The organism is Trinickia fusca (assembly GCF_003628145.1).
Taxonomy (GTDB): domain Bacteria; phylum Pseudomonadota; class Gammaproteobacteria; order Burkholderiales; family Burkholderiaceae; genus Trinickia; species Trinickia fusca.
Window position 1 is genome coordinate 54555 of record NZ_RBZV01000014.1, and the last position, 25098, is coordinate 79652.

At 62.8% G+C, this 25098-nt stretch carries 25 protein-coding genes; 19 read left to right on the plus strand and 6 right to left on the minus strand.

Annotation, left to right across the window (positions count from 1 at the left end; translation table 11 throughout):
* Nucleotides 1-224: 224 nt before the first annotated feature.
* The 13 genes from D7S89_RS23295 to D7S89_RS23350 all read left to right on the plus strand — a co-directional run bounded on the left by D7S89_RS23295 (nucleotide 225) and on the right by D7S89_RS23350 (nucleotide 13054).
* Nucleotides 225-1469 (plus strand): Rieske 2Fe-2S domain-containing protein, encoded by a 1245-nt coding sequence (locus D7S89_RS23295; protein ID WP_121281235.1) that lies wholly within the window; start codon nucleotides 225-227, stop codon nucleotides 1467-1469.
* 5 nt (nucleotides 1470-1474) lie between these two features.
* Entirely contained in the window at nucleotides 1475-1945 is a 471-nt protein-coding gene (locus D7S89_RS23300) for an aromatic-ring-hydroxylating dioxygenase subunit beta (RefSeq protein ID WP_121281297.1), read from the plus strand.
* Nucleotides 1942-2289 (plus strand): non-heme iron oxygenase ferredoxin subunit, encoded by a 348-nt coding sequence (locus tag D7S89_RS23305; RefSeq protein ID WP_121281236.1) that lies wholly within the window; start codon nucleotides 1942-1944, stop codon nucleotides 2287-2289. Before D7S89_RS23300 ends, D7S89_RS23305 begins: the two co-directional genes overlap by 4 nt.
* An 81-nt stretch (nucleotides 2290-2370) precedes the next feature.
* Nucleotides 2371-3576 carry an ABC transporter substrate-binding protein gene (locus D7S89_RS23310; protein WP_121281298.1) on the plus strand — a complete coding sequence of 402 codons (1206 nt, stop codon included), beginning with the start codon at nucleotides 2371-2373 and terminating at the stop codon, nucleotides 3574-3576.
* Between the two features lie 33 nt (nucleotides 3577-3609).
* Nucleotides 3610-5529 (plus strand): ABC transporter permease, encoded by a 1920-nt coding sequence (locus D7S89_RS23315; RefSeq protein ID WP_121281237.1) that lies wholly within the window; start codon nucleotides 3610-3612, stop codon nucleotides 5527-5529.
* Nucleotides 5526-6326, plus strand: a complete 801-nt coding sequence (locus D7S89_RS23320; RefSeq protein ID WP_121281238.1) for an ABC transporter ATP-binding protein — start codon at nucleotides 5526-5528, stop codon at nucleotides 6324-6326. The genes D7S89_RS23315 and D7S89_RS23320 overlap by 4 nt, the downstream gene beginning before the upstream one ends.
* Before the next feature lie 55 nt (nucleotides 6327-6381).
* Nucleotides 6382-7095, plus strand: a complete 714-nt coding sequence (locus D7S89_RS23325) for an ABC transporter ATP-binding protein (RefSeq protein ID WP_121281239.1) — start codon at nucleotides 6382-6384, stop codon at nucleotides 7093-7095.
* A 58-nt stretch (nucleotides 7096-7153) separates the two neighbouring features.
* Nucleotides 7154-7888, plus strand: a complete 735-nt coding sequence (pncA, locus tag D7S89_RS23330; RefSeq protein ID WP_183085329.1) for a bifunctional nicotinamidase/pyrazinamidase — start codon at nucleotides 7154-7156, stop codon at nucleotides 7886-7888.
* A gap of 50 nt (nucleotides 7889-7938) precedes the next feature.
* On the plus strand, nucleotides 7939-9243 hold the full coding sequence (locus D7S89_RS23335; protein ID WP_121281241.1) for an MFS transporter: 1305 nt from the start codon (nucleotides 7939-7941) through the stop codon (nucleotides 9241-9243).
* 63 nt (nucleotides 9244-9306) lie between these two features.
* Nucleotides 9307-10143 carry a carboxylating nicotinate-nucleotide diphosphorylase gene (nadC, locus tag D7S89_RS23340; protein WP_121281242.1) on the plus strand — a complete coding sequence of 279 codons (837 nt, stop codon included), beginning with the start codon at nucleotides 9307-9309 and terminating at the stop codon, nucleotides 10141-10143.
* A 45-nt stretch (nucleotides 10144-10188) separates the two neighbouring features.
* Entirely contained in the window at nucleotides 10189-11343 is a 1155-nt protein-coding gene (gene nudC, locus D7S89_RS23345) for an NAD(+) diphosphatase (RefSeq protein ID WP_220702199.1), read from the plus strand.
* The gene (locus D7S89_RS27265) at nucleotides 11343-11528 is read left to right on the plus strand and encodes a hypothetical protein (RefSeq protein WP_147426750.1); all 186 of its coding nucleotides are present in this window, start codon (nucleotides 11343-11345) and stop codon (nucleotides 11526-11528) included. The genes nudC and D7S89_RS27265 overlap by 1 nt, the downstream gene beginning before the upstream one ends.
* A gap of 440 nt (nucleotides 11529-11968) precedes the next feature.
* Complete coding sequence (locus D7S89_RS23350; protein ID WP_245983188.1) at nucleotides 11969-13054, plus strand: DUF3466 family protein; 1086 nt, start codon at nucleotides 11969-11971, stop codon at nucleotides 13052-13054.
* A 130-nt stretch (nucleotides 13055-13184) separates the two neighbouring features.
* Here the strand turns inward: D7S89_RS23350 and D7S89_RS23355 are convergent, their stop codons facing one another.
* Complete coding sequence (locus D7S89_RS23355; RefSeq protein ID WP_121281244.1) at nucleotides 13185-13826, minus strand: TetR/AcrR family transcriptional regulator; 642 nt, start codon at nucleotides 13824-13826, stop codon at nucleotides 13185-13187.
* Between the two features lie 99 nt (nucleotides 13827-13925).
* Between D7S89_RS23355 and D7S89_RS23360 the strand changes: the two genes are divergently transcribed.
* Entirely contained in the window at nucleotides 13926-15185 is a 1260-nt protein-coding gene (locus D7S89_RS23360) for a glycosyltransferase (protein WP_121281245.1), read from the plus strand.
* On the opposite strand, the gene D7S89_RS23365 is transcribed toward D7S89_RS23360, so the two are convergent.
* The gene (locus D7S89_RS23365; RefSeq protein ID WP_121281246.1) at nucleotides 15175-15777 is read right to left on the minus strand and encodes a histidine phosphatase family protein; all 603 of its coding nucleotides are present in this window, start codon (nucleotides 15775-15777) and stop codon (nucleotides 15175-15177) included. The genes D7S89_RS23360 and D7S89_RS23365 overlap by 11 nt on opposite strands.
* A gap of 225 nt (nucleotides 15778-16002) precedes the next feature.
* Between D7S89_RS23365 and D7S89_RS23370 the strand changes: the two genes are divergently transcribed.
* Together D7S89_RS23370 and D7S89_RS23375 are read left to right on the plus strand one after the other, a co-directional pair.
* Complete coding sequence (locus tag D7S89_RS23370; protein ID WP_121281247.1) at nucleotides 16003-16212, plus strand: CbtB domain-containing protein; 210 nt, start codon at nucleotides 16003-16005, stop codon at nucleotides 16210-16212.
* 13 nt (nucleotides 16213-16225) lie between these two features.
* Nucleotides 16226-16945, plus strand: a complete 720-nt coding sequence (locus tag D7S89_RS23375; RefSeq protein WP_121281248.1) for a CbtA family protein — start codon at nucleotides 16226-16228, stop codon at nucleotides 16943-16945.
* A gap of 22 nt (nucleotides 16946-16967) precedes the next feature.
* On the opposite strand, the gene D7S89_RS23380 is transcribed toward D7S89_RS23375, so the two are convergent.
* Nucleotides 16968-17876: a LysR family transcriptional regulator gene (locus tag D7S89_RS23380; RefSeq protein WP_121281249.1), complete on the minus strand. Its 909-nt coding sequence runs from the start codon at nucleotides 17874-17876 to the stop codon at nucleotides 16968-16970.
* A gap of 127 nt (nucleotides 17877-18003) precedes the next feature.
* On the opposite strand from D7S89_RS23380, the gene metE reads away from it, so the two are divergent.
* The 3 genes from metE (at nucleotide 18004) to D7S89_RS23395 (ending at nucleotide 22449) form a co-directional block, all read left to right on the plus strand.
* On the plus strand, nucleotides 18004-20298 hold the full coding sequence (gene metE / locus D7S89_RS23385) for a 5-methyltetrahydropteroyltriglutamate--homocysteine S-methyltransferase (RefSeq protein WP_121281250.1): 2295 nt from the start codon (nucleotides 18004-18006) through the stop codon (nucleotides 20296-20298).
* A 343-nt stretch (nucleotides 20299-20641) separates the two neighbouring features.
* Nucleotides 20642-21550, plus strand: a complete 909-nt coding sequence (locus tag D7S89_RS23390; RefSeq protein ID WP_121281251.1) for a LysR family transcriptional regulator — start codon at nucleotides 20642-20644, stop codon at nucleotides 21548-21550.
* A 158-nt stretch (nucleotides 21551-21708) separates the two neighbouring features.
* On the plus strand, nucleotides 21709-22449 hold the full coding sequence (locus tag D7S89_RS23395; RefSeq protein WP_121281252.1) for an SDR family NAD(P)-dependent oxidoreductase: 741 nt from the start codon (nucleotides 21709-21711) through the stop codon (nucleotides 22447-22449).
* An 82-nt stretch (nucleotides 22450-22531) separates the two neighbouring features.
* Here the strand turns inward: D7S89_RS23395 and D7S89_RS23400 are convergent, their stop codons facing one another.
* From D7S89_RS23400 to D7S89_RS23410, 3 genes are all read right to left on the minus strand, one after another.
* Entirely contained in the window at nucleotides 22532-23437 is a 906-nt protein-coding gene (locus D7S89_RS23400) for a CopD family protein (protein ID WP_121281253.1), read from the minus strand.
* Nucleotides 23438-23481: 44 nt separating this feature from the next.
* A complete protein-coding gene (locus D7S89_RS23405) occupies nucleotides 23482-24381 on the minus strand; it encodes a transporter family protein (protein WP_245983190.1) in 900 nt (299 codons plus the stop codon).
* A 101-nt stretch (nucleotides 24382-24482) separates the two neighbouring features.
* Nucleotides 24483-24875, minus strand: a complete 393-nt coding sequence (locus D7S89_RS23410; RefSeq protein WP_121281254.1) for a DUF2946 domain-containing protein — start codon at nucleotides 24873-24875, stop codon at nucleotides 24483-24485.
* Nucleotides 24876-25098 lie beyond the last annotated feature (223 nt).

The following is a 25098-nucleotide window of genomic DNA, read 5'->3' on the forward strand; positions in this document are numbered from 1 at the left end:
TGCTCCCATGAACGGCACATCGAATTCATCAAATTGCAATTCAAACTGCCGGCAGTGAAATATCATGGGACTTCCTTGCGTGCATGATGGATTGATCGTTCCGTCTATTGCACCGCTGTAGCCGATCAGGCTTTCGTAGCTGCAAAACAGTGATCCCGGATTTCGTCAGGCTTTCCGCGGCACGACATGGAGATGCGGACGTTCACCGGATTGAGGAGCTTTCGATGTCTTCCACGCATTCCAATCTGCTGCCTGACGGGGTCACGCGGACACCGTTCTCGATCTATACCGACGAGGAGCTTTACCGCCGCGAGCTCGAACGATTCTTCTACGCCAAGCACTGGTGCTACATCGGGCTCGAAGCGGAGATTCCCAATCCCGGCGATTTTCGCCTGACCGAGATCGGTGAGCGTCAGGTCATCATGACGCGGACGGAGGATGGCAGCGTCAGCGTGGTCGAAAATGTCTGTTCCCACCGTGGCATGCGTTTTTGCCGCAAGAATACCGGCAATGCGACCGAGTTCCGCTGCCCATACCACCAGTGGAGCTACAGCCTGAAGGGTGATCTGCAAGGCGTGCCGTTTCTGCGCGGCATGAAGCAGGACGGCCGCGTCAACGGCGGGATGCCCGCCGATTTCCGACGCGAGGATCACGGCCTCGTCAAATTGAAAGTCGCGACGCGCGGTGGCGTCGTGTTCGCGAGCTTCGATCACGATGTCGAGCCCCTCGAAGACTTTCTCGGGCCCGAGATCCTCAAATACTTCGACCGCCTGTTTCATGGACCGAAACTCACGCTGCTCGGATACCAGCGTCAGCGCATTCCCGGCAACTGGAAGCTGATCCAGGAGAACATCAAGGACCCGTACCACGGCGGCCTGCTCCATACCTGGTTCGTCAATTTCGGGCTTTGGCGGGCGGACAACAAGTCCGAACTCATCATGGACAAGCATCATCGCCACGGCGCGATGGTGGGCAAGCGCAGCGAAGGCGGCAAAGGTCAAGCGACCGTCGGCATCACGAGCTTCAAGAACCAGATGGAGCTCAACGACAACCGCCTGCTCGACGTCCAGGACGAGCCGTGGTGGGGCGAACCGACCGTCGTGATGCTGACGCTGATGCCGAGCGTGATCATTCAGCAGAACGTCAATTCGCTCGTGACGCGGCGCATTCGCCCCGTGTCGCCCGGCGTGTTCGACTACGTCTGGACTTACTTCGGCCTAGAATCCGACGATGCCGCGATGACCGAGCGGCGCCTGCGTCAAGCGAATCTGATGGGGCCGGCGGGCTACGTATCGGCGGACGACGGCGAAGTCGTCGAGTGCGTGCAGGAGAGCTTTGCATCGAACCCGTACGGCAAGACGCTGACCGAGTTGGGCGGACGCGAAATCGACCTGCACACCGACCACATCGTGAGCGAGACGCTCATGCGCGGGATGTACGACTACTGGCGCCGGGTGATGGAGGCTTGAGCATGATGGAAATCAACGACTATTACGCGCTCGTTCAGCTCTACGCGAACTACAGTTACGCGCTCGACTCGGGCGAGTGGGAGCGCTGGCCGGAGCTCTTCGTCGACGACTGCACCTACAAGATCATGCCGCGCGAGAATCACGAGCAGGGCCTGCCGCTCGCGCTGCTTCATCTCGAGAGCAAGGGGATGCTGAAGGACCGGGTCTACAGCGTCAAGGAGACGTTCTTCTTCGATCCGCATTACCAGCGGCACATCGTCGACAACCCGCTCGTGCGCAACACGAACGGCGACGTGTGGGAAGTGGAAGCCAATTATGTCGTGCTGAAGACGAAGAGCAATCAGTTGAGCGAGGTCTACAATACGGGGCGTTATTTCGATCGGATCCGCAAGACACCGCAAGGCTTGCGCTTCGAGTCGCGCATTTGCATGTTCGATAGCGAGCTGATTCCCAATTCCTTGATTTACCCCATATGAGCACGTTTCTCGACACCGTTTGGACGCGTATTGCGTCGCTCTCCGAGCTTCCGAGCAACGACGTCGTGGCGATTCAGGCGGGGGACAGGGACATCGCCGTCTATCGTCTCGACGACGGCGTGTTCGCGACGGACAACCTTTGCACACACGGTAACGCCCGGCTTTGCGACGGCTTTCTGCTGGACGACGAGATCGAGTGCCCGCTTCACCAAGGGCGCTTCGACATCCGTACCGGCAAGGCGCTCTGCGCTCCGCTCACGCGCGATCTGCGGGCCTATCCGGTCAAGGTGGACGGCGACGAGGTCTACGTGAACCTCGCCGACGCGCCACTGCCCTCTGCGTGAGCCGCGCGTTCATTCATGCGGTCGTTCAACTCCTCGGAAACATCGTAGTCAACCCTCCATCAGCAGGCGGTGTCACACATCATGACCAATTTCTTGCGTACCTCGAAGGCAGCCGTGTTGCTGGCCGGTCTCGCACTTGCGTGCGGCGCATTCGCGCAAAGCACGATCAAGATCGGGGAAATCAACAGCTACAAGGCGCAGCCCGCGTTCCTCGAACCGTACAAGCAAGGCTGGCAGATGGCGCTCGACGACATCAATGCGTCCGGCGGTGTGCTCGGCAAGAAGCTCGAAGTCGTGTCGCGCGACGACGGTGGCAATCCCAGCGACTCCGTACGCGTGGCCGAAGAGCTCGTGACGCGCGAGCGCGTCTCGCTGCTGTTCGGCAGCTTCCTTTCGAATACCGGGCTCGCGCTGACCGATTACGCCAAGCAGCGCAAGGTGTTCTTCCTGGCCGCCGAGCCGTTGACGGACAAGATCGTCTGGGAGGATGGCAACCGCTATACGTACCGTCTGCGCCCGTCTACTTACATGCTGGTCTCGATGCTCGTCAATGAAGCGGTCAAGCTGAAGAAGAAGCACTGGGCGATCGTGTACCCGAACTACGAATATGGACAGTCGTCGGCCGCGACGTTCAAGCGGCTCATGAAGGCGGCGCAACCCGACGTGGAGTTCGTCACGGAGCAGGCGCCGCCGCTCGGCAAGATCGACGCGGGCGCGGTGACGCAGGCACTCGCCGATGCGAAGCCCGACGCGATCTTCAACGCGCTGTTCGCGACCGATCTCGTCAAGTTCGTGCGCGAGGGCAATACGCGGGGGCTCTTCGAAGGGCGTGAAGTCGTCTCGATGCTGACGGGCGAGCCCGAGTACCTGAACCCGCTGCAAGCCGAAGTACCCGCCAACTGGATCGTGACCGGCTACCCGTGGTATTCGGTGACGACGCCGGAGAACAAGAAGTTCGTCGACGAGTATCGCAAACGCTACGGCGACACGCCGCGTATGGGGTCCGTCGTCGGTTATTCGGCGATGATGTCGATCGCGACGGCCCTGAAGAAGGCCGGCAGCACGGACACGGACAAGGTGATCGCCGCGTTCAGCGACCTGTCCCTCGTCACGCCGATGGGATCGATCCGCTACCGGCCGCAGGATCATCAGTCGACGATGGGCGCCTATGTCGGCCGCACGGGCGTCAAGGACGGCAAACCCGTGATGACGAGCTTTGCCTATGTCGACGGTGCTGCCGTGCAGCCGAGCGATGCCGAAGTCAAGAAGCTGCGCCATGCCGATTGAGCGCGCCGCGCGCGTTTCGCGTGGAGGCTCGCCATGAGCCTCTCGAGCCTGCTGCTGCAGCTGCTCAACGGGCTCGCCGACGCATCGACGCTGTTCCTGATGGCGGTCGGCCTCTCGCTCGTGTTCGGGGTGAGCCGCATCGTCAACTTCGCGCATGGCTCGTTCTATATGCTGGGCCTCTACGTGGCCTACACGCTCGCGGGGCGGATCGGCGGTACGCTCGGGTTCTGGGCGTCCATGCTGCTGGCCGGCGTCGTAGCGGCGCTCGTTGCGGGCGTGTTCGAGATCGCCGTTCTGCGGCGCATCTATCGCGCGCCCGAGCTGTTCCAGTTCCTCGCGACGTTTGCACTCGTGCTGATCGTCAAGGACGCCGTGCTTTACGCATGGGGTCCCGAGGATCTGTTCGGCCCGCGTGCCCCCGGCCTGGGCGGCTCGATTCCATTGCTGGGTGGGCGCATCCCGCAATACGACCTCGTACTGATCCTCATTGCTCCCGTCGTACTCGGTGCACTCTGGTGGGCCGTCAACAAAACGCGCGCCGGCATCCTCGTGCGAGCCGCCACGCATGACCGCGAGATGGCCGGAGCGCTCGGCATCAATCAGGCATGGCTCTTCACGGGCGTGTTTGCCTTCGGCTGCTTTCTCGCGGGGCTCGCCGGCGCATTGCAGCTACCCCGCGCACCGGCGACGCTCGGTCTCGATCTCGAGACGATCGGCGATGCGTTCGTTGTCGTCGTCATGGGCGGGATCGGATCCATCGCCGGGACTTATCTCGCCGCGCTGCTGATCGCCGAGCTGAAAGTCCTGTGCATCGGCATCGGTCATGTCGCGATAGCCGGCTTCGATTTGCCGCTCGCGAAGCTCACCCTGGTGCTGGAATTTCTGACGATGGCGTGCGTGCTGATTGCTCGGCCGACTGGGCTCCTCGGCAAAGGGCAGGTGCCCGCGCAGCGTGTTCCGGCGTCCGCCGAGCCGCTGGAGCCCTGGGGCACCAAGGCGCGCATGGCCGCGTTCGGCGCACTCGCGCTCCTGGCCTGCGCACCCGCCACGCAATCGGCTTATCCGTATGCGAGCGTGCTCCTCGTCGACATGATGGTGGCCGCGCTTTTCGCTGCGAGCCTGCATTTCATCTTGGGGCCGGGCAACATCCAGACGTTTGGCCATGCTGCGTACTTCGGGATCGGCGGCTACGGCGCCGCGCTGCTCGCGACACGGTTCAACTTGCCGATGGAGCTCGCACTCGTATCCGCGCCCGTGATCGGCGGCGTATTCGCGCTGTTCTTCGGCTACTTTTGCGTGCGTCTGTCGGGCGCTTATCTGGCGATGCTCACGCTCGCGCTCGTACAGTTGATCTGGGCAGCCGTGTCTCAATGGGACACATTGGGCGGCAGCAACGGCCTGATCGGCGTGTGGCCCGCGCCGTGGCTCGCGACGCCATCCGCCTATTACTGGCTTGCGTTAGCCGTCTGCGCGGCAGGCATCATCGTCCTGCGGCGCATGTTGTTCTCGCCGTTCGGGCTCGCCTTGCGCGCATGCCGTGATTCGGCGCTGCGCGCGGAAGCGCTCGGCATCGACGTCGTGCGTGTCCGCTGGCTCGCATTCGGCGCAGCGGGCGCGTGGTGCGGGCTCGCCGGCGCGTTGTTCGTCTTTTCGAAGGGCGGGATTTCGCCGGAGGCGATCGGTGTCGGCAAATCGGTCGACGGCCTCGTCATGGTAATGCTCGGAGGCTTGCAGACGTTGATGGGGCCGGTCGCCGGCGCGGCGGTCTTCACGTGGCTCTACGACACGGTCGCGCGCGCGGGCGGCTATTGGCACGCGCTGCTCGGCGCCATCATCCTGCTCATCGTGATCGTGTTTCCCGACGGCCTCGTCGGCACGGCCGGCAGGGTGCTCGGCCGGCTCCGCTCACGCTTCTTCGCAAGCGATGGCACGCCGGCTCGGGAGGCGCGATGAGTCTCCTCTCGGTGAAAAACATCACGATGGCGTTCGGCAGTGTGACGGCCGTCGACGATGTCTCGTTCGAGCTGCACGCAGGACAGCTGCTCGCGCTGCTCGGACCGAACGGCGCGGGCAAGTCCACCTGTTTCAACGTCATCAACGGACAACTGCGCCCCGCGCGCGGTTCGGTCCGCTTCGATGGCCACGAGATCGCCGGCATACGGCCGCGCGACATCTGGCGCCTGGGAGTCGGCCGCACGTTTCAGGTGTCCGCGACGTTCGGCTCTATGACCGTCCTCGAAAACGTGCAGATGGCGTTGCTCTCGTTCGGCAAGCGGTTGTTCCGCTTCTGGGCACCCGCGGCGGGCTTTTACCGACGCGAGGCGCTCGCGTTGCTCGAGCGTGTCGGCATGGCCGGCGAGGCAGGGCGGCTCTGCGGCACGCTCTCGTACGGCGACGTCAAGCGCGTCGAGCTTGCCATGGCGTTGGCAAACCGGCCGAAGCTGCTCTTGATGGACGAGCCGACGGCCGGCATGGCGCCGGCCGAGCGTCACGCGATGATGGCGATGACCAAGCGCTTGGTGCGCGAAGACGGGCTGGCGGTGCTGTTCACCGAGCACAGCATGGACATCGTGTTCGAGTTCGCCGATCGCATGATCGTGCTCGCGCGCGGCAAGCTGATCGCCGAGGGCGATAGCGCGACGATCCGCAACGATGAGGCCGTGCGGGCCGCGTATTTCGGTAGGCTTGCGCAGCCGTGCATGAGCGCGGGCACGGGCACGCCGAGCAACGTGCCGTTGGAGAGCTTATGAAGTGCCAGGACGTCAGCGCTTGTGTTCGGGTTCGTGTCCGCAGAGGAGCGATCGCATGAGCGAGACGCTGCTCGACGTCGCGAAGCTCGACGCCTTTTACGGCCGCGCACAGATTCTGTTCGGTATGAGCCTGACGGTCGCACGCGGCGAGGTGGTGGCGCTCATGGGGCGCAACGGCGCGGGCAAGTCGACGACGATGAAAGCGCTCATCGGTCTCGCGGACCGCTCGAGTGCGCACAGCCGTTTTCGCGGGCACGACATCGGGCGTCTCGATTCATACCGGATCGCGCGGCTCGGGCTTGGGTTCGTGCCCGAGGATCGACGGATTTTCACGGACCTGACCGTCGAGGAAAACCTCGAGGTCGGCCGTCAGCCGCCTCGCGATGGCCTGCGCCCCTGGACGCCCGCTCGGCTCTACGAATTGTTTCCGAACCTCGGGGCCATGCGCAGCCGGCGCGGCTCAGAGATGAGCGGCGGGGAGCAGCAGATGCTGACGATCGCGCGCACGCTGATGGGCAATCCCTATCTCGTGCTGCTCGACGAGCCGTCCGAGGGCGTGGCGCCGCTCATCGTCGAGCAACTCGCTCAGACGATCGTCGAGCTCAAGCGCGAAGGGCTCGCGATCCTCCTGTCCGAGCAAAACCTGCCGTTTGCCGCCGAAGTCAGCGACCGCGCATACGTGATGGACAGCGGACACATCCGTCATCACGCGTCGATGGCCGAGCTCGCCGCCGACACGAGCGTGCAGCGCACCTATCTGTCCATGTAGCCACCGCGTCTGCCTCGTCGTCCCGATTCCTGGATCTTCGATGTCGAAAGGAGCACACATGCAGCGACGATTTTTCCTCCAAGCCGCGGGAATGGGCGGGCTCGCGATGCTCGCGCAGACCGTCACGCGGCCGGTGCTCGCGGGAGAGCACCGGCCGATCAAGCCAGGCAGGGACAGCGTATTGATCGTGGTGGACGTGCAGAACTGCTTCACTGCGGGCGGCACGCTCGCGATCAAGGACGGCGAAGAGGTGGTGCCCATCATCAACCGCGTAGGCAAAGCGTTCGAGAACGTCGTGATGACGCAGGACTGGCATCCGCGCGGCCATGCTTCGTTCGCGTCGTCGCATCCGGGTAAGAAGCCTTTCGAAAGCGTGCAGCTCTCCTATGGCAAGCAGGTGCTGTGGCCGGACCATTGCATCCAGGGCACGACCGATGCGGCATTGCGCACTGACCTCGATCTCCCGCAGGCCGAACTCATCGTTCGCAAGGGCTACCACCGTGAAGTCGACAGTTACTCCGCTTTCATGGAAGCCGACCGCCGTACGTCGACGGGGCTCGCGGCCTACCTGAACGTGCATGGCATTCGCGACGTGTTCGTCGTGGGCCTGGCGACCGACTTCTGCGTCGCGAACACGGCGATCGATGCGCGCGCGGCCGGCTTCGATGTCTATGTGATCGAGGATGCGACGCGTGCTGTCGATCTGAACGGCTCGCTCGCCCAAGCGTGGACCGATATGCGGAAAGCTGGCGTCAAGCGCATCCAATCGACCGATCTCGTGCTGCCGGCTTAGGCAGAAATAAGTCGAAGTCTCGGCATGCGTGCCGAGCGACAGGGGAGAGCATGAGACGGGCCATAGGAACGCTGCGCTGGCGAATCGTCGCCTTCTTGATCGCGCCGATGACGACCGTGATGACGCTCGACCGGGCGGCGATGAGCGTCGCCGCGCCCATCGTGCAGAAGGAGCTCGGGCTCTCGCTCGTCGACATGTCCCTGATCCTGACGATCTACTTCTGGGCCTACGCTTTGGGACAAGTGCCGGCAGGCCGCGCAGCCGAACGGATCGGACCGCGCAAGGTGCTGTTCATCACGTCGGTCGCCTGGTCGGTCGTCATGGCCGCAACGCCGCTGCGCGCTTCCTTCGGTTGGCTGCTCGGGTGCCGCGCGCTGCTGGGCGCTGCGCAGTCGGCGGACTGGTCGAGCGGCGTCGTTGCGCTCAAGCGCTGGTTTCCGCGCCGCGAGCGTGCGACCAGCAATGGGCTGCTCCTGGCCGGCCTGTATCTTGGACCGATCGTCTCCGCGCCGCTGTCGGCGTGGATCATCGAGCGGGCCGGCTGGCGGGTACTGTTCGGCGTTTACAGCGGGATCGGGCTCTTGTTGGGGCTCGCGTGGTGGTATGGCTATCGTGACGAGCCGGAGCGTCATCCGCGGATCTCGCGTGCCGAGGCCGAGTACATTGCGGCAGGGCGCGAGCTGGGGCAGGTCACTCAGCGCGCGCAATGGATGAAGTTTTTTCGCGCGCCACGCTTCTGGGTATTCGGCATCCAGTATTTCCTGCTCGTGCTGATTCAGAGCTTCTACACGACCTGGCTGCCGACGTACCTGATGAAAGCACGCGGGTTGTCGTTGCAGGCGATGGGCATCCAGGCATCGTTGCCGTGGGTCGCCGTTGTCATAGCCGTCTATGTGGCGGGCGTCGTTTGCGATCGCATTCATCGACGGACCCGCTCGCTCTGGTTCGCGCGTGTGCCTGTGGCGATGGCCGGGTTCGTGCTCGGCGCGCTCGGCATGTTTGCCGCGGCGCGCGCGACATCCGCACCGGGCGCCGTTGCATGGTTGTGCCTGTCGTTCGCGGCCGTGGGCTTCGTCCAAGTGACGGTGTGGTCCACCGCGCAGGATCTCGGTGGTGAGCACGCGGGTGTCATGTCGGGCTGGACCAACCTGTGGGGGGCGGCAGCGAACGTTGCGGGGCCGGTGACGATGGCGCTCGCCGTACGGATGACGGGGGCTTGGTCGGCAGCGCTTGCGCTCAATGCGGTCGCAGCCGCTTGCGGGACGTTGCTGTGGTTGTTCCTGCGCCCGGATCGACCGCTCTTTCCGCCCGAGCCACAAGCCGTGGCGCCCGCGCTGGTGTCGACGCAGACCTGAGCCGTGCCGCGCGTGGGCCGAACCCATCCATTTCAACGTATCAGTTAGCTGGAGGAGAACACTATGTACGATTCCTGGAGCATCGAACGAACGATCGACCTTTGGCTCGCCGAGGACATCGGGCACGGCGATCTGACCGCCCAATCGATGCTCGATCCCGATCAGACGGCCGAGTTTTATATGAATGCGCGCGAGGAGCTCGTCGTCGCGGGCATCGACGTGGCCGCGAGCATCTTCGGACGCTACGACCGGACGCTCGATGTGAAGACGCATGTGCGAGACGGCACGCGCGTCGCCGCTGGTACGCGGCTGCTCAGCGTGAGTGGCTGCGCGCGCAGCGTGCTGACCGCGGAGCGCACGGCGTTGAACATCGTGCAGCGCTTGTCGGGCATCGCGACAGAGACCGCACGATATGTCGCGAAGATCGAAGGGACGGGCGTCAAGCTGCTCGACAGCCGCAAGACCACGCCGGGCATGCGCATGCTCGAAAAGCACGCTGTTACGTGCGGCGGGGCGTTGAACCATCGGCTCGGCCTCGACAGCGGCGTCATGATCAAGGACAACCATATCGCCGTGTGCGGCAGCATCAAGGCAGCCGTGGCCCGTGCGCGCGCGATGACGCCCGTGTTGACGAAGATCGAGGTCGAATGCGATCGGCTCGATCAGGTCGGCGATGCGCTCGAGGCGGGCGCAGACGTCATCATGCTCGACAACATGTCGATAGCGGATATGACTGAAGCGGTCAGGATGACGGCAGGGCGCGCGAAACTCGAGGCATCGGGAGGGATACGTCTCGATACGATTCGCGCGATCGCGGAAACCGGTGTGGATTACATCTCGACGAGCCGCATCACGCAGGCAGCACCGGCCGTCGATATTGGTCTCGACAGTCCGGACTAAATTCATCGTTCGGCATCCGAAGTCTATCGCCGTGCGGTCTCGCCCTTGTCGAACGTCGAGATGGATCGATGTGCGGGTCTGTCAAGACAGGATCGCATGGCCCGAGAAGTTCAATGCCTCTTCGTCTCCCAAATGCTTACTGACGCTGACACGCCAACTGAAAGCCGCGACACCACGCCGGTGATCGCCACTGGTACGAATCCGCTTGCCGGAATCGGCGTCGGCTTGAATCGCTATTCCGAGCGGCGCGATGACGACGCGTGGCTTGTCGCGATCGCCGCCTCGCCCGCGGCGCGCTATATCGTCCTTGATGCGGACCTGCGTGCCTATACCTGTCTGACGCCGGATGGATTGCGGCTGCTGCGGCTCGATACGCAAGCGCGCGATGCGTTGCTGCCACGCGATGCAAATGCAAGTTTTCTCGGCGAGGCCGAGGGCCACGCCTATTTCGCGCTGCGGGTCGACGCGCTTGAGCAGGTGGTTCAGGAACGCCTGGCAGCGCGGGCCGTCGATCTGCGTGAGGAGGGCTTGAGCCTGCCAACGCTCGACGCCGGCCTCTTCGCGTATGCGAAAGGGCTCTTTCATTGGCAGCAGAGCACGCGCTTTTGCAGCCGCTGTGGGGCTCGCGTCGAGCGCCGGCATGCGGGCCATCTGCTTCAGTGCACTGCGCCTGAATGTGCGCAACCGCATTACGCGCGCACGGACCCGGCGATCATCGTGCTCGTCGAACACGAGGGGGCGTGCCTGCTCGGACGCCACGCGAATTGGACGCCGGGGCGCTATTCGCTGATTGCGGGATTCGTCGATCCCGGCGAAACGCTGGAGTCGGCGGTGCGCCGGGAGGTGGCGGAAGAGACGGGGGTGCAGGTCGGTGCTGTTTTCTATCACTCGTCTCAGCCTTGGCCGATGCCTGCGTCGCTGATGCTGGGCTTTTCCGCTGTTGCGCTGAGTCGGGAGATGGAGCCGCGCGATCAGGAACTGGAGGATGTGCGCTGGTTCACGCCTCGACAGATCGTGGCGGGGCTGGACGCGGGGGAGCTGAGCATGCCAACGCCGCTTTCGGTGTCGTATTGTCTGATCTCGGACTGGCTTCTGCAGAGGGCTGGGATTGATTTGGGTGACGTGTTGGCGGGGCGGACTGGGGGGGGCGATGTGAGAATGAACTTCATTGCGCCGGGTGAACGACGTGGGAGTGGGTAATGAATTTCAATCTAAGTCATGCTATTGCAAAAATAGTTCTGATCTTTCTGCTGGGGGTCGCGATGCATACGATATTAGGAAGGCTCGACTTGCCCGACGCATGGAGAATTTTCGCCTCAGTTATTGCAGGTATAGTGCTAAGTGATGTGTTTCTTGATTATTCAAATAATGCAAAAAAGAAATGATGCTAGATGCTAGCAGACAATAGCACCGATAGTTGAAGGCCCCGAGCTCGACTTGGTAGAAGCAGTGCATCATGGCTCGACGTCAGGCTGGCGAACGGGCGCTTTCATCGCTGAAACGTATTTGTGATTCGCTAACGTCGCGGCGACCAATCCGGAGTGCGACACCCAGCTCAGACATGGCTTGCAGAAGCCCTCGCGTGTTCCTGGCGGCGGGCCGCGGCGTCGACCAAGCCAGTCGACCCCATGAAATGTTTTCCCCCTGAAACGAAATCCGCGTTTTTCGCAGGGCAAAGGGGTTCCCGTCATCAACCGCGCCCCGTCCGCCCAGCCACCGACGGTCTTGGCATGTTGCTCGCTTCCCAGCTTCTCTGGTTTTAGCCACTCTCTGTGAAGGAGCTAACAAAATGACTGTGCGCTCACGCTTCGCGGTTCGCCTTGGCTTGTTCAAGAACATCGGCAAGGGCATCGCCGCTGTCCGCGCCCTGACGGTTTTCGCCGTATTGGCCGCCGCCGCATCCCAGCCCGCTATCGGCCAGAGTTTGACCATCAATGACCTCGGCACGCTGCCGGGGGGCCGCGATAGTTTTGCTACCGGCATCAATAGCCGCGGGCAAGTGGTCGGCTATTCGAGCTATTCGGCCCCTGCGGCCGGAGTCATTCCCTTTAGTCCGCCTCACAACAGAATATTTCATGCGTTCTTGTTTGAAAAAGGCGTCATGACCGATCTTGGCGCACTCCCTGGAGGCAACTACAGTGAGGCGCTGGCAATCAATGAGCGCGGCCAAGTAGTCGGTTTTTCGAGGACCAATACTGTCGGGCCTGGCCACGCTTTCTTTTATGACCAAGGAGTGATGACCGACCTCGGTACGCTCCCTGGTGGCACCTACAGCCAGGCTACCGCGATCAACAATCGCGGCCAGGTGGTAGGCTCCGCCGATCCCGCTGGTGGTGGCCAACACGCCTTTCTGTTCGACAACGGCGTGATGGCCGACCTCGGCACGCTTCCCGGAGGCAACAACAGCGACGCCACGGGGATCAACAATCGTGGCCAAGTGGTCGGTCTGTCGACCATTGTGGCTGGGCCTCCCTTGACCAACCACGCCTTTTCAAATGAAAACGGGGTGATGTCAGATCTTGGTACGCTCCCCGGTGGCACCTATAGCCAAGCTTTTGCGACCAACAATAAAGGGCAAGTGGTCGGCTTAGCGGACACCGCGAGCGGTGCCCAGCACGCTTTTTTGTATCAACAAGGGCAGATGACCGACCTTGGCACGCTTCCGGGTGGCAGCTTCAGCGCCGCCTATGGGATTAACGAGAGAGGCGACATAGTCGGCGTATCCGAGAGCGCTAGCGGATATAGTCACGCGTTTTTATTTTCAGATGGAGTGATGACTGACCTTGGCACACTGCCCGGTGGAACATACAGCGAAGCCCTCGGGATCAACGGCAGTGGCCAAGTAGTCGGCGACGGGAATGACTCGCATACTGTCAGCTCGTCCACTCACGCTGTCCTCTGGACAAAGTAGGAAGCGTATTGCCGCCACTGTCCAAGCAGATGGATAAAAGATACGTATAACTAAACGATCGCAGAAAATTATCACCAAGATCGCGGAGGCGGCTGTCTCTCGCGTCTCCCCGACGCTATTCCGGTATCGCCTACTGTCGCGATCTCGGCACCTTCACTTTCGCCCCGGCCCCCTCGACAAACAGCTTGGTGATGGCCTGAAATTCCTTCTTGAGGGCTAGCCCCGGCACGTTCAGCCAGCGCAGTAACGCTCCAAGGTAGAGGTGGTGGAACCAAGTGGCGAGCTGATCTGCCGGAAACGCCTTGCTCAACTCACCCGCCAGCTGGCCGGCCGCGATCAGATGCTGCCACGCGAGCGCGATGTCGCTCCCGTCTGACCTGCCTTCATCGCCCCCTGAGCCCCCAACGCTCAGAAGCCGATGCCGGAGATAGGCCGCCAGGTAGGTAGGGTGCTTCTCACACCAATCAGCCGACGCATCCAGCACGCACGTGACCCGCGAACGGAAGGTCTTGCACTTCGCCACATCGTCTTGCAGGTGGGCGAGGTCGCGCTCCAACTCGGCATCTAGCCAATACGCGAGCGCAGCCTCTTTGGTCGGGAAGTGGTTGTAAAGCGTCCGCTTGGCGACGTCGGCCTCCTCGGCGACCTGCTCCATCGTTACAGATTCGTAGCCCTGGGACTCGAACAAGCGCGCAGCCGTGTTGGCCAAATGCTCCAGCATTTGCAGGCGCTTGCGTGCTCGACGTCCCACTTCGGTGGAGGGGGTGTTCATAGCGCAAGTCGTTTCAATTAATATACGATATGCATTAGTATACGTCGTATACATTTTCACATCCATCTCTTCTGCCGAGAGGCGCCCAAGGATCGAGCGATGAAGATTGCTGTCGTGACTTACGGAACCGAAGGCGACACGCGCCCGCTTGCGGCGCTCTGTCGAGCACTCATGAATGCCGGTCACGCTCCGACGCTCTTGGCGGATAGCGGGACGTTGGGTTCTGCCACGGCGCTGGGCGTCCCTTCGGCACCACTATCAGGCGATATTCGAGGCGCGCTCATGCCGGGCGAAGGCCTTTCGACCGTAGTGAACCAAGCGAGTGGATTCAACAGTACGGCAAAGGCGCTGGCGCAAATAGCCAATACCCACGCCGTAGCCTGGATGCGGGAAGTGGTCGACGCCTCGGAAGGGTGCGATGCCATCATCGCCTCGGGGCTGGCAGCCTTCGTCGGGCTGTCGGTGGCCGAATATCGCGGCATCAGAGCGATCGGCACAGGCCTGTTTCCGATCACGCCGACCGCCGACTTTCCCTCGCCGTTCCTTCCTCCCGACAAGATTCCGCGCTGGCTCAATCGATTCAGCCATCGTCTTGTGAACGGTGCGTTGTGGCAGGCGTTCCGCAAGACCACCAATGCAGCGAGAGCGAGTATCTGCGGGTTGCCTGCTCGACGAAGTGTGTGGACCGACCATCCGATGCTGTATGGCGTGTCGCCCACCTTATTGGCTCGGCCGCATGACTGGCCGACCCATGCCTACGTATGCGGTCAATGGAGCATCGCCAATACGGAATGGACGCCTCCGCCCGAGCTCGAGGCTTTCCTGGCAGAGGGGGAGCCGCCGATTTATATCGGGTTCGGGAGCATGGCCGGCTTTGACCGGAGCCAGTTGGTGAAGACGCTCATTACGGCCGTCGCCGGACGTCGTGCGCTGTTCTATCCCGGATGGAGCGGCGTGGATGCGTCCGTGCTACCCGAGAACTTCTTCGTCGTCGGCGAGACGTCTCATCACTGGCTGTTCCCTCGGACGTCGATGGTCATCCACCATGGCGGTTCAGGAACGACGCATTCGGCCACACGAGCCGGTGTACCGTCGGTTGTCGTCCCGTTCGCCGGAGATCAGTTCTTTTGGGCGAATCGGCTCGAGCGTTTGGGGGTGGCGGGGAAGCCCGTGCTTGGCAAGCGAATTAGGAGCGAGGATCTGGCGCGGGCTATCGCATTCGCCGATCGTGAAGAGGTAAGAGCTCGCTCGACTGCAATAGGCGCGAAGATGGCGGGGGAGGACGGATTGAGGCATGCCGTCCGCACCATTGAAAGATTGATGGCGGACTCGCGTGTGCGGGAGACCGTTAGCGGCTGAGTCTATTCATCGTGTCGCCGTGTTCGTAGGATCGCGCTATCCACTTCCAGCCGTCGTGCGTCGATCTGAGCTCGACCAGTGACAGCGGGGCAATTTCGATTCTGGCCATGGCCTGTGGTCCCGAGCCAAGGGCGTGTGCGAGCGCGGCCCTAACGATCGCAGCGTGGGTGATCGCCAGGATATTCCCCTGAACCTGGCGCTGCAGCTGGCCCAACCAAGTACCGACCCGTTCCAATACATCCGCGTGTGATTCACCGCCGTGCGACGACGCGCGCGGATCGACTATCCAGGCATTGAGCGCCTCCGGCATCTCGCGGGCCAACTCGGCAAGCGATTTTCCGCGCCAGCTCCCATAGTCGACATCGCGGAGCGCCTCTTCGACGCGGGCATGTAGTCCCAAGACGGCGGCGGTTTGCAGCGCGCAGCGCGCCGGACTGGATAGCACTAAGGCCACTACCGGCCATTGATCGCGAACAGCGGTGGCCTCAGCCAGGCCGCGCGCGTCTAGCGGGTCGTCATCCGGGAATTGTCCGGCGCGCATCGCATGGGTAGGGGCGTGTGCGATCAGATAAAGCGAAGCATGCACGCTCAAGCCTCCATGCGGTCCATCTGGCAAAAGCCCGAACGGTCCATGTGATCTGTTTTCAATACTCGAATAATCACGCGTACAATCCTCCGCACACGATGTGCGGAAGCCGGTGCAAGACCGGCGCGGTCGCGCCACTGTAACCGGTGATCTCCGATCCCGGAAGCCAGACCTGCCGTCGTCTCCCCCAACAACCATTGATCGGGGCGCGGTCCCCCCGGAGGTTACATCATGAACGAAGCAGTCCTGAAGCCCGTCATCGCGCCGGCCCCTATCCCCGTGCGAGAACTTTTGCCCTGGGCCGTGTTCGTCGGCCTGATCCTGTTGATGGCGATCTATTTCGTCGGCGCAGAGGAAGGTGCGACGTCGATCATCCCCGGCATGTACGTCCACGAATTCGTGCATGACGGCCGGCACCTCCTCGGCTTTCCCTGCCACTGACAGGGAGAACGTGATGATTGGAAAGTTGCTCGTGCGCGGGATGCTCGCAGGCATCGCCGCAGGTCTCCTCACGTTCAGTTTCGCCAAGCTGGTCGGCGAACCGCAAGTCGATCAGGCGATCTCCTTCGAAGAAAAGCTCGACGCCGCCAAAGGCGAGGCGCCGGACCCCGAACTGGTCAGCCGTCATACGCAGGCCGGCATCGGTCTGTTGACGGGCGTCGTCACATACGGCGCGGCGTTTGGTGGGCTGTTCGCGCTGACGTTCGCCTACGCATACGGGCGTGTGGGCCGCCTCTCGGCGCGGCCGCTTGCGGCCTGGCTCGCGCTGGCGGCGTTCATTGCGCTGGTGATCGTGCCAAACATCAAATACCCGGCCAACCCGCCGTCGGTCGGCAATCCGGACACGATCGGCTATCGCACAGGCCTGTTCTTCCTGATGATCGTGATCTCGATCGCGACGATGGTCTTCTCCATCAGCGTGCGCCGTCATCTGCTGGCGAAGCTCGGTCAATGGAACGCGTCGATCGTCGCGGGGCTCGTGTTCGTCGCGATCATCGCGGCCGTGCAGCTCGGGTTGCCGTCGATCAACGAGGTGCCTGCCGCCTTCCCGTCCGTGGTGCTGTGGAAGTTCCGCGTCGCCGCGATCGGCATGCAGGTGATCATGTGGACGACGATCGGCTTGCTGTTTGGCGCGTGGGTCGAACGCAGCGAACGCGTCGCGGCGTACGCCTGACGCACGTTCCTGCCGGACGCGCCTACCGAAACATCCGGGGCGCGCTCCACGTCGATTCGCGGGCGAGGTCGACGAATGCGGCCAGGTAGTCGATCGACGCATCCGCCTCGCGGATGCCGAGGAAGATCTGCTTCGCGATGCCTTTCTTGCCGAGCTTGATCGCCACGACCGGCATCCTGTCCGCATATTCGTCGGCGAGCCATCTCGGCAGCGCGGCCACGCCGCGCCCGCTCGCCACCATCTGAAGCATGATGTCGGTCGTCTCGATCGACTTGTGCCGTCTCGGCACGATGCCGGCTGGCGTCAGGAACTGGTTGTAGATGTCGAGCCGGTCGGTTTCGACAGGATAGGTGATCAGGATTTCATCGATGAGCTGCTCGGGTGTCACGTAATCGACATGCGCGAGCCGGTGCGCGTCCGCGACGACCAGCACCTGCTCATAGTCGAACACGGGATCGAAGCGCAGCCCCGGCTTCTTCAGCGGATCGGGTGTCACGAGCACGTCGATGTCGTAGCCGAACAGCGCGCCGATGCCGCCGAACTGGAAGCGCTGCTTCACGTCTACGTCGACGTCGGGCCAGCGCGACAGATAGGGCGACACCACCTTCAGCAGCCATTGATAGCACGGGTGGCATTCCATTCCGATGCGCAGCGTGCCGCGCTCGCCTTTCGCGTACTGCTTCATCCGCTCCTCGGCCAGCTCGAACTGCGGCAGCAGCCGGTTCGCCAGCCTCAGCAGATACTGCCCACCCTGCGTGAGCCGCAGGCCGCGTCCCTCCCGATTCCAGATCGGCGTGCCGAGCTGCTGCTCGATTTTCCGGACGGTATGGCTGAGCGCCGACTGCGTGAGATGGAGTGCGTTGGCGGCCGCGGTCAGCGAACCCTGGCGCTCGACTTCACGGATGACGACGAGATGGAATCGTTCCAGCATGACTATCGCTCACTCAACCTATACATGAACAGATTTAATGGATGAATGAAATAATGCCATTTTATTTCATTGTTTGAAATCCCTATCATGGCTGCCGGATCTCACCATTTCTCCTGGACGGCAACCCATGGTTACGACACACAATCTCGGTTTCCCGCGCATTGGTGCCAAGCGCGAACTCAAGTTCGGTCTCGAACGCTACTGGAAAGGCGAATCGTCGCGCGACGAACTGAAGGCGCTCGGTGCGGAGCTGCGCCAGCGTCATTGGAACGACCAGCGCGAACTGGGGCTTGCGCCGATCGGCGACTTCGCGTTCTACGACCACGTGCTCGACATGAGCTTCACGCTCGGCAACTTGCCAAAGCGTGTGCAAGGCTTCCATGGCGATGCGCTCGATAACTACTTCCGCGTGGCGCGCGGCCGCTCGACTCAGTCGGCGGAGGAGCACGCAACGTGCTGCGGTGGCGTCGCGGCCGGTGAAATGACGAAGTGGTTCGACACGAACTACCACTACATCGTCCCGGAATTTCACGCCGATACCAACTTCTCGCTCGACCCATCGCGCCTGCTCCAGCAACTGGCTGAAGCGCAGGCACAGGGTGTGAAGGCGAAGCCGGTGATCATCGGCCCGGTCACGTATCTGTGGCTCGGCAAGTCGAAGGACGACTCGGACCGCCTCGCACTGCTGCCGAAGCTGTTGCCCGTATACGGCGCGCTGCTCGACACGCTTACCGCGCAGGGCGTCGAGTGGGTGCAGATCGACGAGCCGATTCTCGTTACCGAACTCGACGCCGAATGGCGGCAAGCGTTCCGGACCGCCTATGCGGCGCTGGAAACGCGGCGCATCAAGCTGCTGCTTGCGACGTACTTCGGTCAGCTTCAGGACAACCTGACGCTCGCCGCTTCGCTGCAGGTCGATGGCCTGCACATCGATGCGATCAACGCACGCGAAGAGGTCGTCGCGCTGGTTCACGAATTGCCGGTCGACCGCGTGCTGTCGGTCGGTGCGATCAACGGCCGCAACATCTGGAAGACGGACCTGAACGCAACGCTCGACTGGCTCGAGCCGCTCGCGAAGCAACTGGGCGAACGCCTGTGGCTTGCGCCGTCGTGCTCGCTGTTGCACGTGCCGGTCGATCTCGCGAGCGAAGAGAAGCTCGACGCTCAGATCCGTTCGTGGCTGGCATTCGCGCTCCAGAAGCTCGATGAACTGAAGGTGCTCGCCATGGCGCTGAACGAGGGCCGCGACAAGGTGGTCGACGCGTTCGCCGCGAATGCCGCCGCGATCGAATCGCGCCGTCGCTCGCCGCGCGTGAACAACCCGACGGTGAAGGCCGCGATGGAGCGCATCGACGCGCAGCTTGGCAACCGCATCAGCCCGTATCCGCAGCGCGCGCCGAAGCAGTCGGCACGCTTGAGCCTGCCGGCGTTCCCGACGACGACGATCGGCTCGTTCCCGCAAACCGGCGAAATCCGCCAGGCACGCAGCCAGTTCAAGGCGGGTGCACTGGGCGAAGCAGGCTACCGCGCCGCGATGCAGGCTGAAATCGAACGCAGCGTCCGCGAGCAGGAAGCGCTGGAGCTCGACGTGCTCGTGCACGGCGAAGCCGAGCGCAACGACATGGTCGAATACTTCGGCGAGCAGCTGGACGGCTACGCATTCAGCCAGTTCGGCTGGGTCCAGTCGTACGGTTCGCGCTGCGTGAAGCCGCCGATCCTGTTCGGCGACATCAGCCGTCCGAAGGCGATGACGGTCGAGTGGATCACGTACGCGCAGTCGCTCACGAACAAGCCGATGAAGGGGATGCTGACCGGCCCCGTGACGATCCTGAACTGGTCCTTCGTCCGTGACGACCAGCCGCGCTCGGTGTCGTGCTACCAACTCGCGCTCGCGATTCGCCAGGAAGTGCTCGACCTCGAGAAGGCCGGCGTGCGCGTGATCCAGATCGACGAGGCCGCACTGCGCGAAGGGCTGCCGCTGCGCCGCTCGCAATGGGGCGCGTATCTGAAGTGGGCGGTCGAGTCGTTCCGCATTACCGCGAACGGCGTGCAGGACGACACGCAGATCCACACGCACATGTGCTACTCGGAGTTCAACGACATCATCGCGTCGATCGCCGACATGGACGCCGACGTGATCACGATCGAGACGTCGCGTTCGGACATGGAGCTGCTCGACGCATTCGACGATTTCAAGTATCCGAATGAAATCGGGCCTGGCGTGTACGACATCCACTCGCCGAACATCCCGACGCAGGAGCACATCGTCGGCCTGATGAAGAAGGCGGCGGAGCGGATCCCGGCAGGGCGTCTGTGGGTGAACCCGGACTGCGGGCTGAAGACGCGCCAATGGGCCGAAGTGATTCCGGCGCTGACGAACATGGTCGCGGCCGCGAAGACGCTGCGCAGCCAGGTGCAATAACGCGAGAGCGTTTGGCGCCCGCCGTCGCAAATCGACGATGCGGCAGCGGGCATCGTACCGATCGAGTCCAGTCCGTCCCGGGCCTGTCCCGGGACGCTGCATTTCTCTTTCACGTCAGCGATTTAAGTCGCTTCAGGCGAACATTTTCCGAATCCCGGTCGATCCACGATAAAACTAAAACCTCGGTCGTAAGCCCAGAACCCAGATATGCTGTTGCGCGAATGCACGTTCGCGGTCCCTCCGCTATTGGGCGCATTGAGCAGAGTCGGAAGCCAATTCCAACTCCAACGCCTAGCCGCCCGTTCAACGCCGCCCTTCATATAGAAGAGAAGAAGATTCACCCATGGAACATCTCGACGATCTCTTCCTGTTCGTTCAGGTAGTCGACGCAGGCGGCTTCAGCGCTGCCGAACGCAGCACGGGCATCACCAAATCCCGTCTGTCGCGACGTGTCGCGATGCTTGAATCGTCGCTCGGCGTGCGGCTCCTGCATCGGTCCGCGCATGCATTCGGCCTGACCGCGTTTGGGGAAGAAGTGGTTGCGCACGCACGCGAGGCGCTGGCGAAAGTCAAAGAGATCGGCTTGCTCGCAAGCGACATGCGTGACGAGCCCTCTGGCGTCGTGCATCTGAACTCGTCGCTGCTGATCGGCGAGACCATACTAGCGCCCATGCTTGCCGAATTCGCGCGTGCCCATCCGCGCGTGCAAGTGCAGTTGACACTGTCCAATCGCTTCGTCGATCTGGTCGAGGAGCGAATCGATATCGTGATTCGCGCGGCGGTGAGTCCGCTTGCATCGGAAGACGTGATTGCCAGGCCGATTGCGCAAACGGGTTCCGCAGTCTATGGCCACCCGTCGTTGATCGCTGCATACGGACCACCTGCATCGCTCGATGCGCTGAACGATTTGCCGTGCCTCGCACAAGGCACGCTGGTGTCACCGCGGCCATGGCAATTTATTGGCGAGCAGGGGGAGGCGATCGATAGACGCATTACGCCTGTCATCGCGGTCGACAATCTGATCGCGATCCGTGAGTTGGCGATCGCCGGTGCAGGCTTTGCGCAGCTGCCCAACCATATTTGCGCCGACGCAGTGGCGGAAGGTCAACTCGTGAGGGTGCTCGACGGCATTCGTTCACAGGGCGCCACGATCTACGCGATGTATCCGTCGCGGCGCGGGATGGCCAAGGCCGCGCGCGTGTTGCTCGACTTCCTGCACGCACGGTGGCCTGCCTCTGACGAAGCGCAATGACGCTCTACGATGCGTGACATTGCGTATCGCGCTGTTGTCGTTCCATTTTCAGCACGCCGCGTTGCGCTACGCCCGCTCGACGGTCAGTAAGTGCCTCAGTAGATTCGACACCCATGGAGTGGGCTCGGTGGCTCGCTCGCTATCGATGGGAGTCGACGATGGACTTGCAGCAGAAAGTGGCCGTGGTTTCGGGGGCGTCGCGCGGCATTGGGCGTGCAACTGCGAAAGCGCTCGCAGCAAAAGGGGCGGCCGTGGCTGTCGTGTTCAGGGTGCAGCGTGAGGCGGCAGCCGCCGTCGTCGCTGAAATCGCCGCTGCGGGCGGTCGAGCCGAGGCATTCCAGGCCGATGTGACAGACAGCGAGTCGGTCCGCTCGCTGGCCGATGCAGTTGCCGAACGCTTCGGCCGCGTCGACGTGCTGGTCAACAACGCCGGGGTCTATGGGGAGCGCGCGATCGCCGACCTCGATGCGGCATTCTTCGCCGAGCAGTTCAACAACAACGTGCTGAGCGTGCTGCTGATGACTCAGGCATTTGCTCCTCATTTCAGCGCGAACGGCGGCAGCATCATCAACGTTTCGTCGAATCTGGCGCGCGCGCCGCAAGCACAGAACGGCGTGTATTCGGCCAGCAAGGCCGCGGTCGATACGCTCACGCGTGCCTTCGCGATCGAACTCGGGCCGCGCAATATCCGCGTCAATGCGGTGGCGCCGTTCGTTACGCGTACCGACATGACGGCTGGCATTCCCGATGACGTACGTGCGGTTCTCGCGTCGCAGACGCCGTTGCAGCGGCTCGCCGAGCCGGAGGATATCGCGGGGGTAATCGCGTCGCTGGCGTCGGATGACATGCGCTGGGTCACGGGTCGCACGATTCTGACCGATGGCGGCTTCACGAATTGATGCGCCAGCAGTAAGCCGGTGTTGACTTCTTGACGATGCCGCCGCTTCATTGCTCACCTCGGCCGCCCAAAGGCAGGCCTCGTCAGCCGCCCGTCGGAGACGTATGTCCCAACACGGCCGCGATCGCGAGAACGGCCAACATGACGAGCGCTTCAACGGACAGCCAAGCGTTGAAGCGGCCTTGCGCGGCCATGAGAGCCGGGCCGTCCTGATGAGCTTGAGCGTGTAGAGCGGGCAGGACCACCACACGGTTCCAGCCGCCCAATGCCACCGCCGAGGCGACGCACACGAGCTTCGCCGCGAGTATCCAGCCCCAGGCCGTGCCGAAGAGCGGCCCGCTTGCCTGCGCGGTGTCCTGCATCACGTTATAGAAGCCGGTGATCAGAACGATCAGAAGTGCGGCTGTTGCCAGATGCGACAGCTCCGTGCAGAAAGCCACCCTTTGCTCGGCCGCTACTTGAGCCTTCGGCGCGGACCAACGCAGCGTCGCTGCCGCGACGATCACGCTGCCGGCCCATAGCGCCGTCGCGCACAGATGCACGACATGGATAGCTTCTCGCGCCGAGAAGTCGCCCGAATCAGCCGCGTGGCTGGCTGCCGCCTTGCCGGCCGCCCAAGCGAGGAGGCCCACGGCGAACAGCGGCAGGCCGCGCCGCTCGAGGAGGCGGCTCAGCGTCGCCAGCAGCGCGCCGATGAACCCGACCGACCACGCGACGCCGTAGTGCGACTCCTTGAGCACGGCGGTGACCGCAGAGCCTGCCTCGGCAAGCGGCGTGCCGCTCATCACGGCTGCCTGCAGCCAGAGGTACGCGAGGGCCGTGAGCGTCAAGGCGAGCGCGAGACCCGCCTGCCAACCGCGCAACGTGGCCGGCGTGCCCATGCCGCTTCGCGTCCCCATCACGGCGCACGCGAGCGAGCCGGCCGCCGTCGCGAACAGCATATTCTGCATGGCTGCCACAGCGATCTGCGCGGCGACGAGCGGCTCCATGGTCACTTCACCGTGTGCAGTTTCATGAAAGGACTCCTCTCAGGTCAGAACAGCGGCTTGCCGATCGAATTCGGGAAGATGTCGTCGAAGTAGATATGGGCTTGCACCAAGACGCCCGTGTGTGCGCCGGTCCTGCTATTGACGGGAATCTGCGCTTCGACGCCGAACTGCCCGTAGCGATTGATCCAGAGTACGCCGGGGTTGATCGTGCCCGTTGTCTGTCCGGAGCACGCGCCAGCCGTGCAGGTGCTCATCGGGAATTCGACGACCGGAATCAGGTTGCTGAACGGCTGGGGCAGCCCGAGATCCTTCACCTGCTGCTGTAGGTACGGAATGCTGTACTGCAGCGTCAAGCCCCAGCCGAGCGAGTTCGGCCCCGTATCCGACGAAGCGGTCGTGAGGTTCGGACCGATCGTGCCGGTGATCGCGAACGGCCTCAGGTAGCCGAGCGACGCGGGCAGGTCGCCGAAGCCCTTGCCGAAATAGACGGTCGGCGTGAACGTCGAAAAGGCGTTCGCGATCGCTTTCGAGCCGGTGCCGCCGAGGGTTGCAAGAAGCCCGACCGACGCCATGAATTCATGCTTCGCATTCGCGTAGACGAGATATTTCGCGCCGAGCGTGAAATTATCCCAGCCCTTCGCGCTGCCGTCCGGCGAGTTCTGGCTCGTGTAATTGCTCGCGATGCTGAACGCGAGATTCTTCGTGATCAGCTTGTCCCACTCGTACGACACCGAGTTGACGTTCATGTCGTTGCCATTGCTGTCAGGCGTCTTGATGTGGCTGTACTGCAGGTTGAACTCATCGCCGACGCCGGGATCGTCGACGGCCATCGTCGCCGGAAAGACGCGGTCGCCGACCACCGCGTGAGCGGCGGCTTCGAATGACGCAAGGGTTGACGCGAGCGCGCACAATGCAACGGCGGCCCGTTTGAGAGTGGTTCGCATAATAAGGTCCCGATTTTGAATTATTGAGCGATGCAGCCGCGATAGACACGCGACGACCTGCGACGTCGGTCATCGACACCGCAAGAAAACCTCAGCGAAGGTCAGGACCAGGCGGGAGGAGCGCGCGGCAGAGCCGGCGTCAGCACCGTGTACGGGCGGAACGCAGCAGCGACGAGCGGGGGAGGAAAGAAGGGGCGCAGCGGCGCGACGCTCGATGCAACGGCCACGCTAGGCAAGACCGGCGAGTGCGCGATCAGCCCGCAATACGGGCACGCATCGCAAAGCAACGACGAATCGACGCCATGGTGGTGCCCGGCATGGGCATCTAACGCAACCTCGGCGACCGGATGATGGTGATGTAAATGATGCGCATGCTGCTCGACGCCGCCATAAGCGCTGCGCAGCACCTGGGACACCGTCGGCGCGACTACGCTCAGCAGGATGGCAAGCATCCCGAGCCAGGCGCCGATCTTTTGACGGTGGCGGTTGAGCATGGCGAATCAGCGAGACGTTAAAAAATTGGCAGAGGAATGGCCGACCCGTCGCCGCTCGTCACCGGCGGCTGGTCGAGCGCGGCCAGTCTGCAACAAGCCGCGCGATGAGTAGGTGGCGGAGCGCACCAAATCTGTCGCCTATCGTGAGCTTCCCCCATCGTATAGCGGCAATTTAGCGCACCGGTTAATTGAAATGTGGCGAGACGCCGCTCCCCTAATCTGA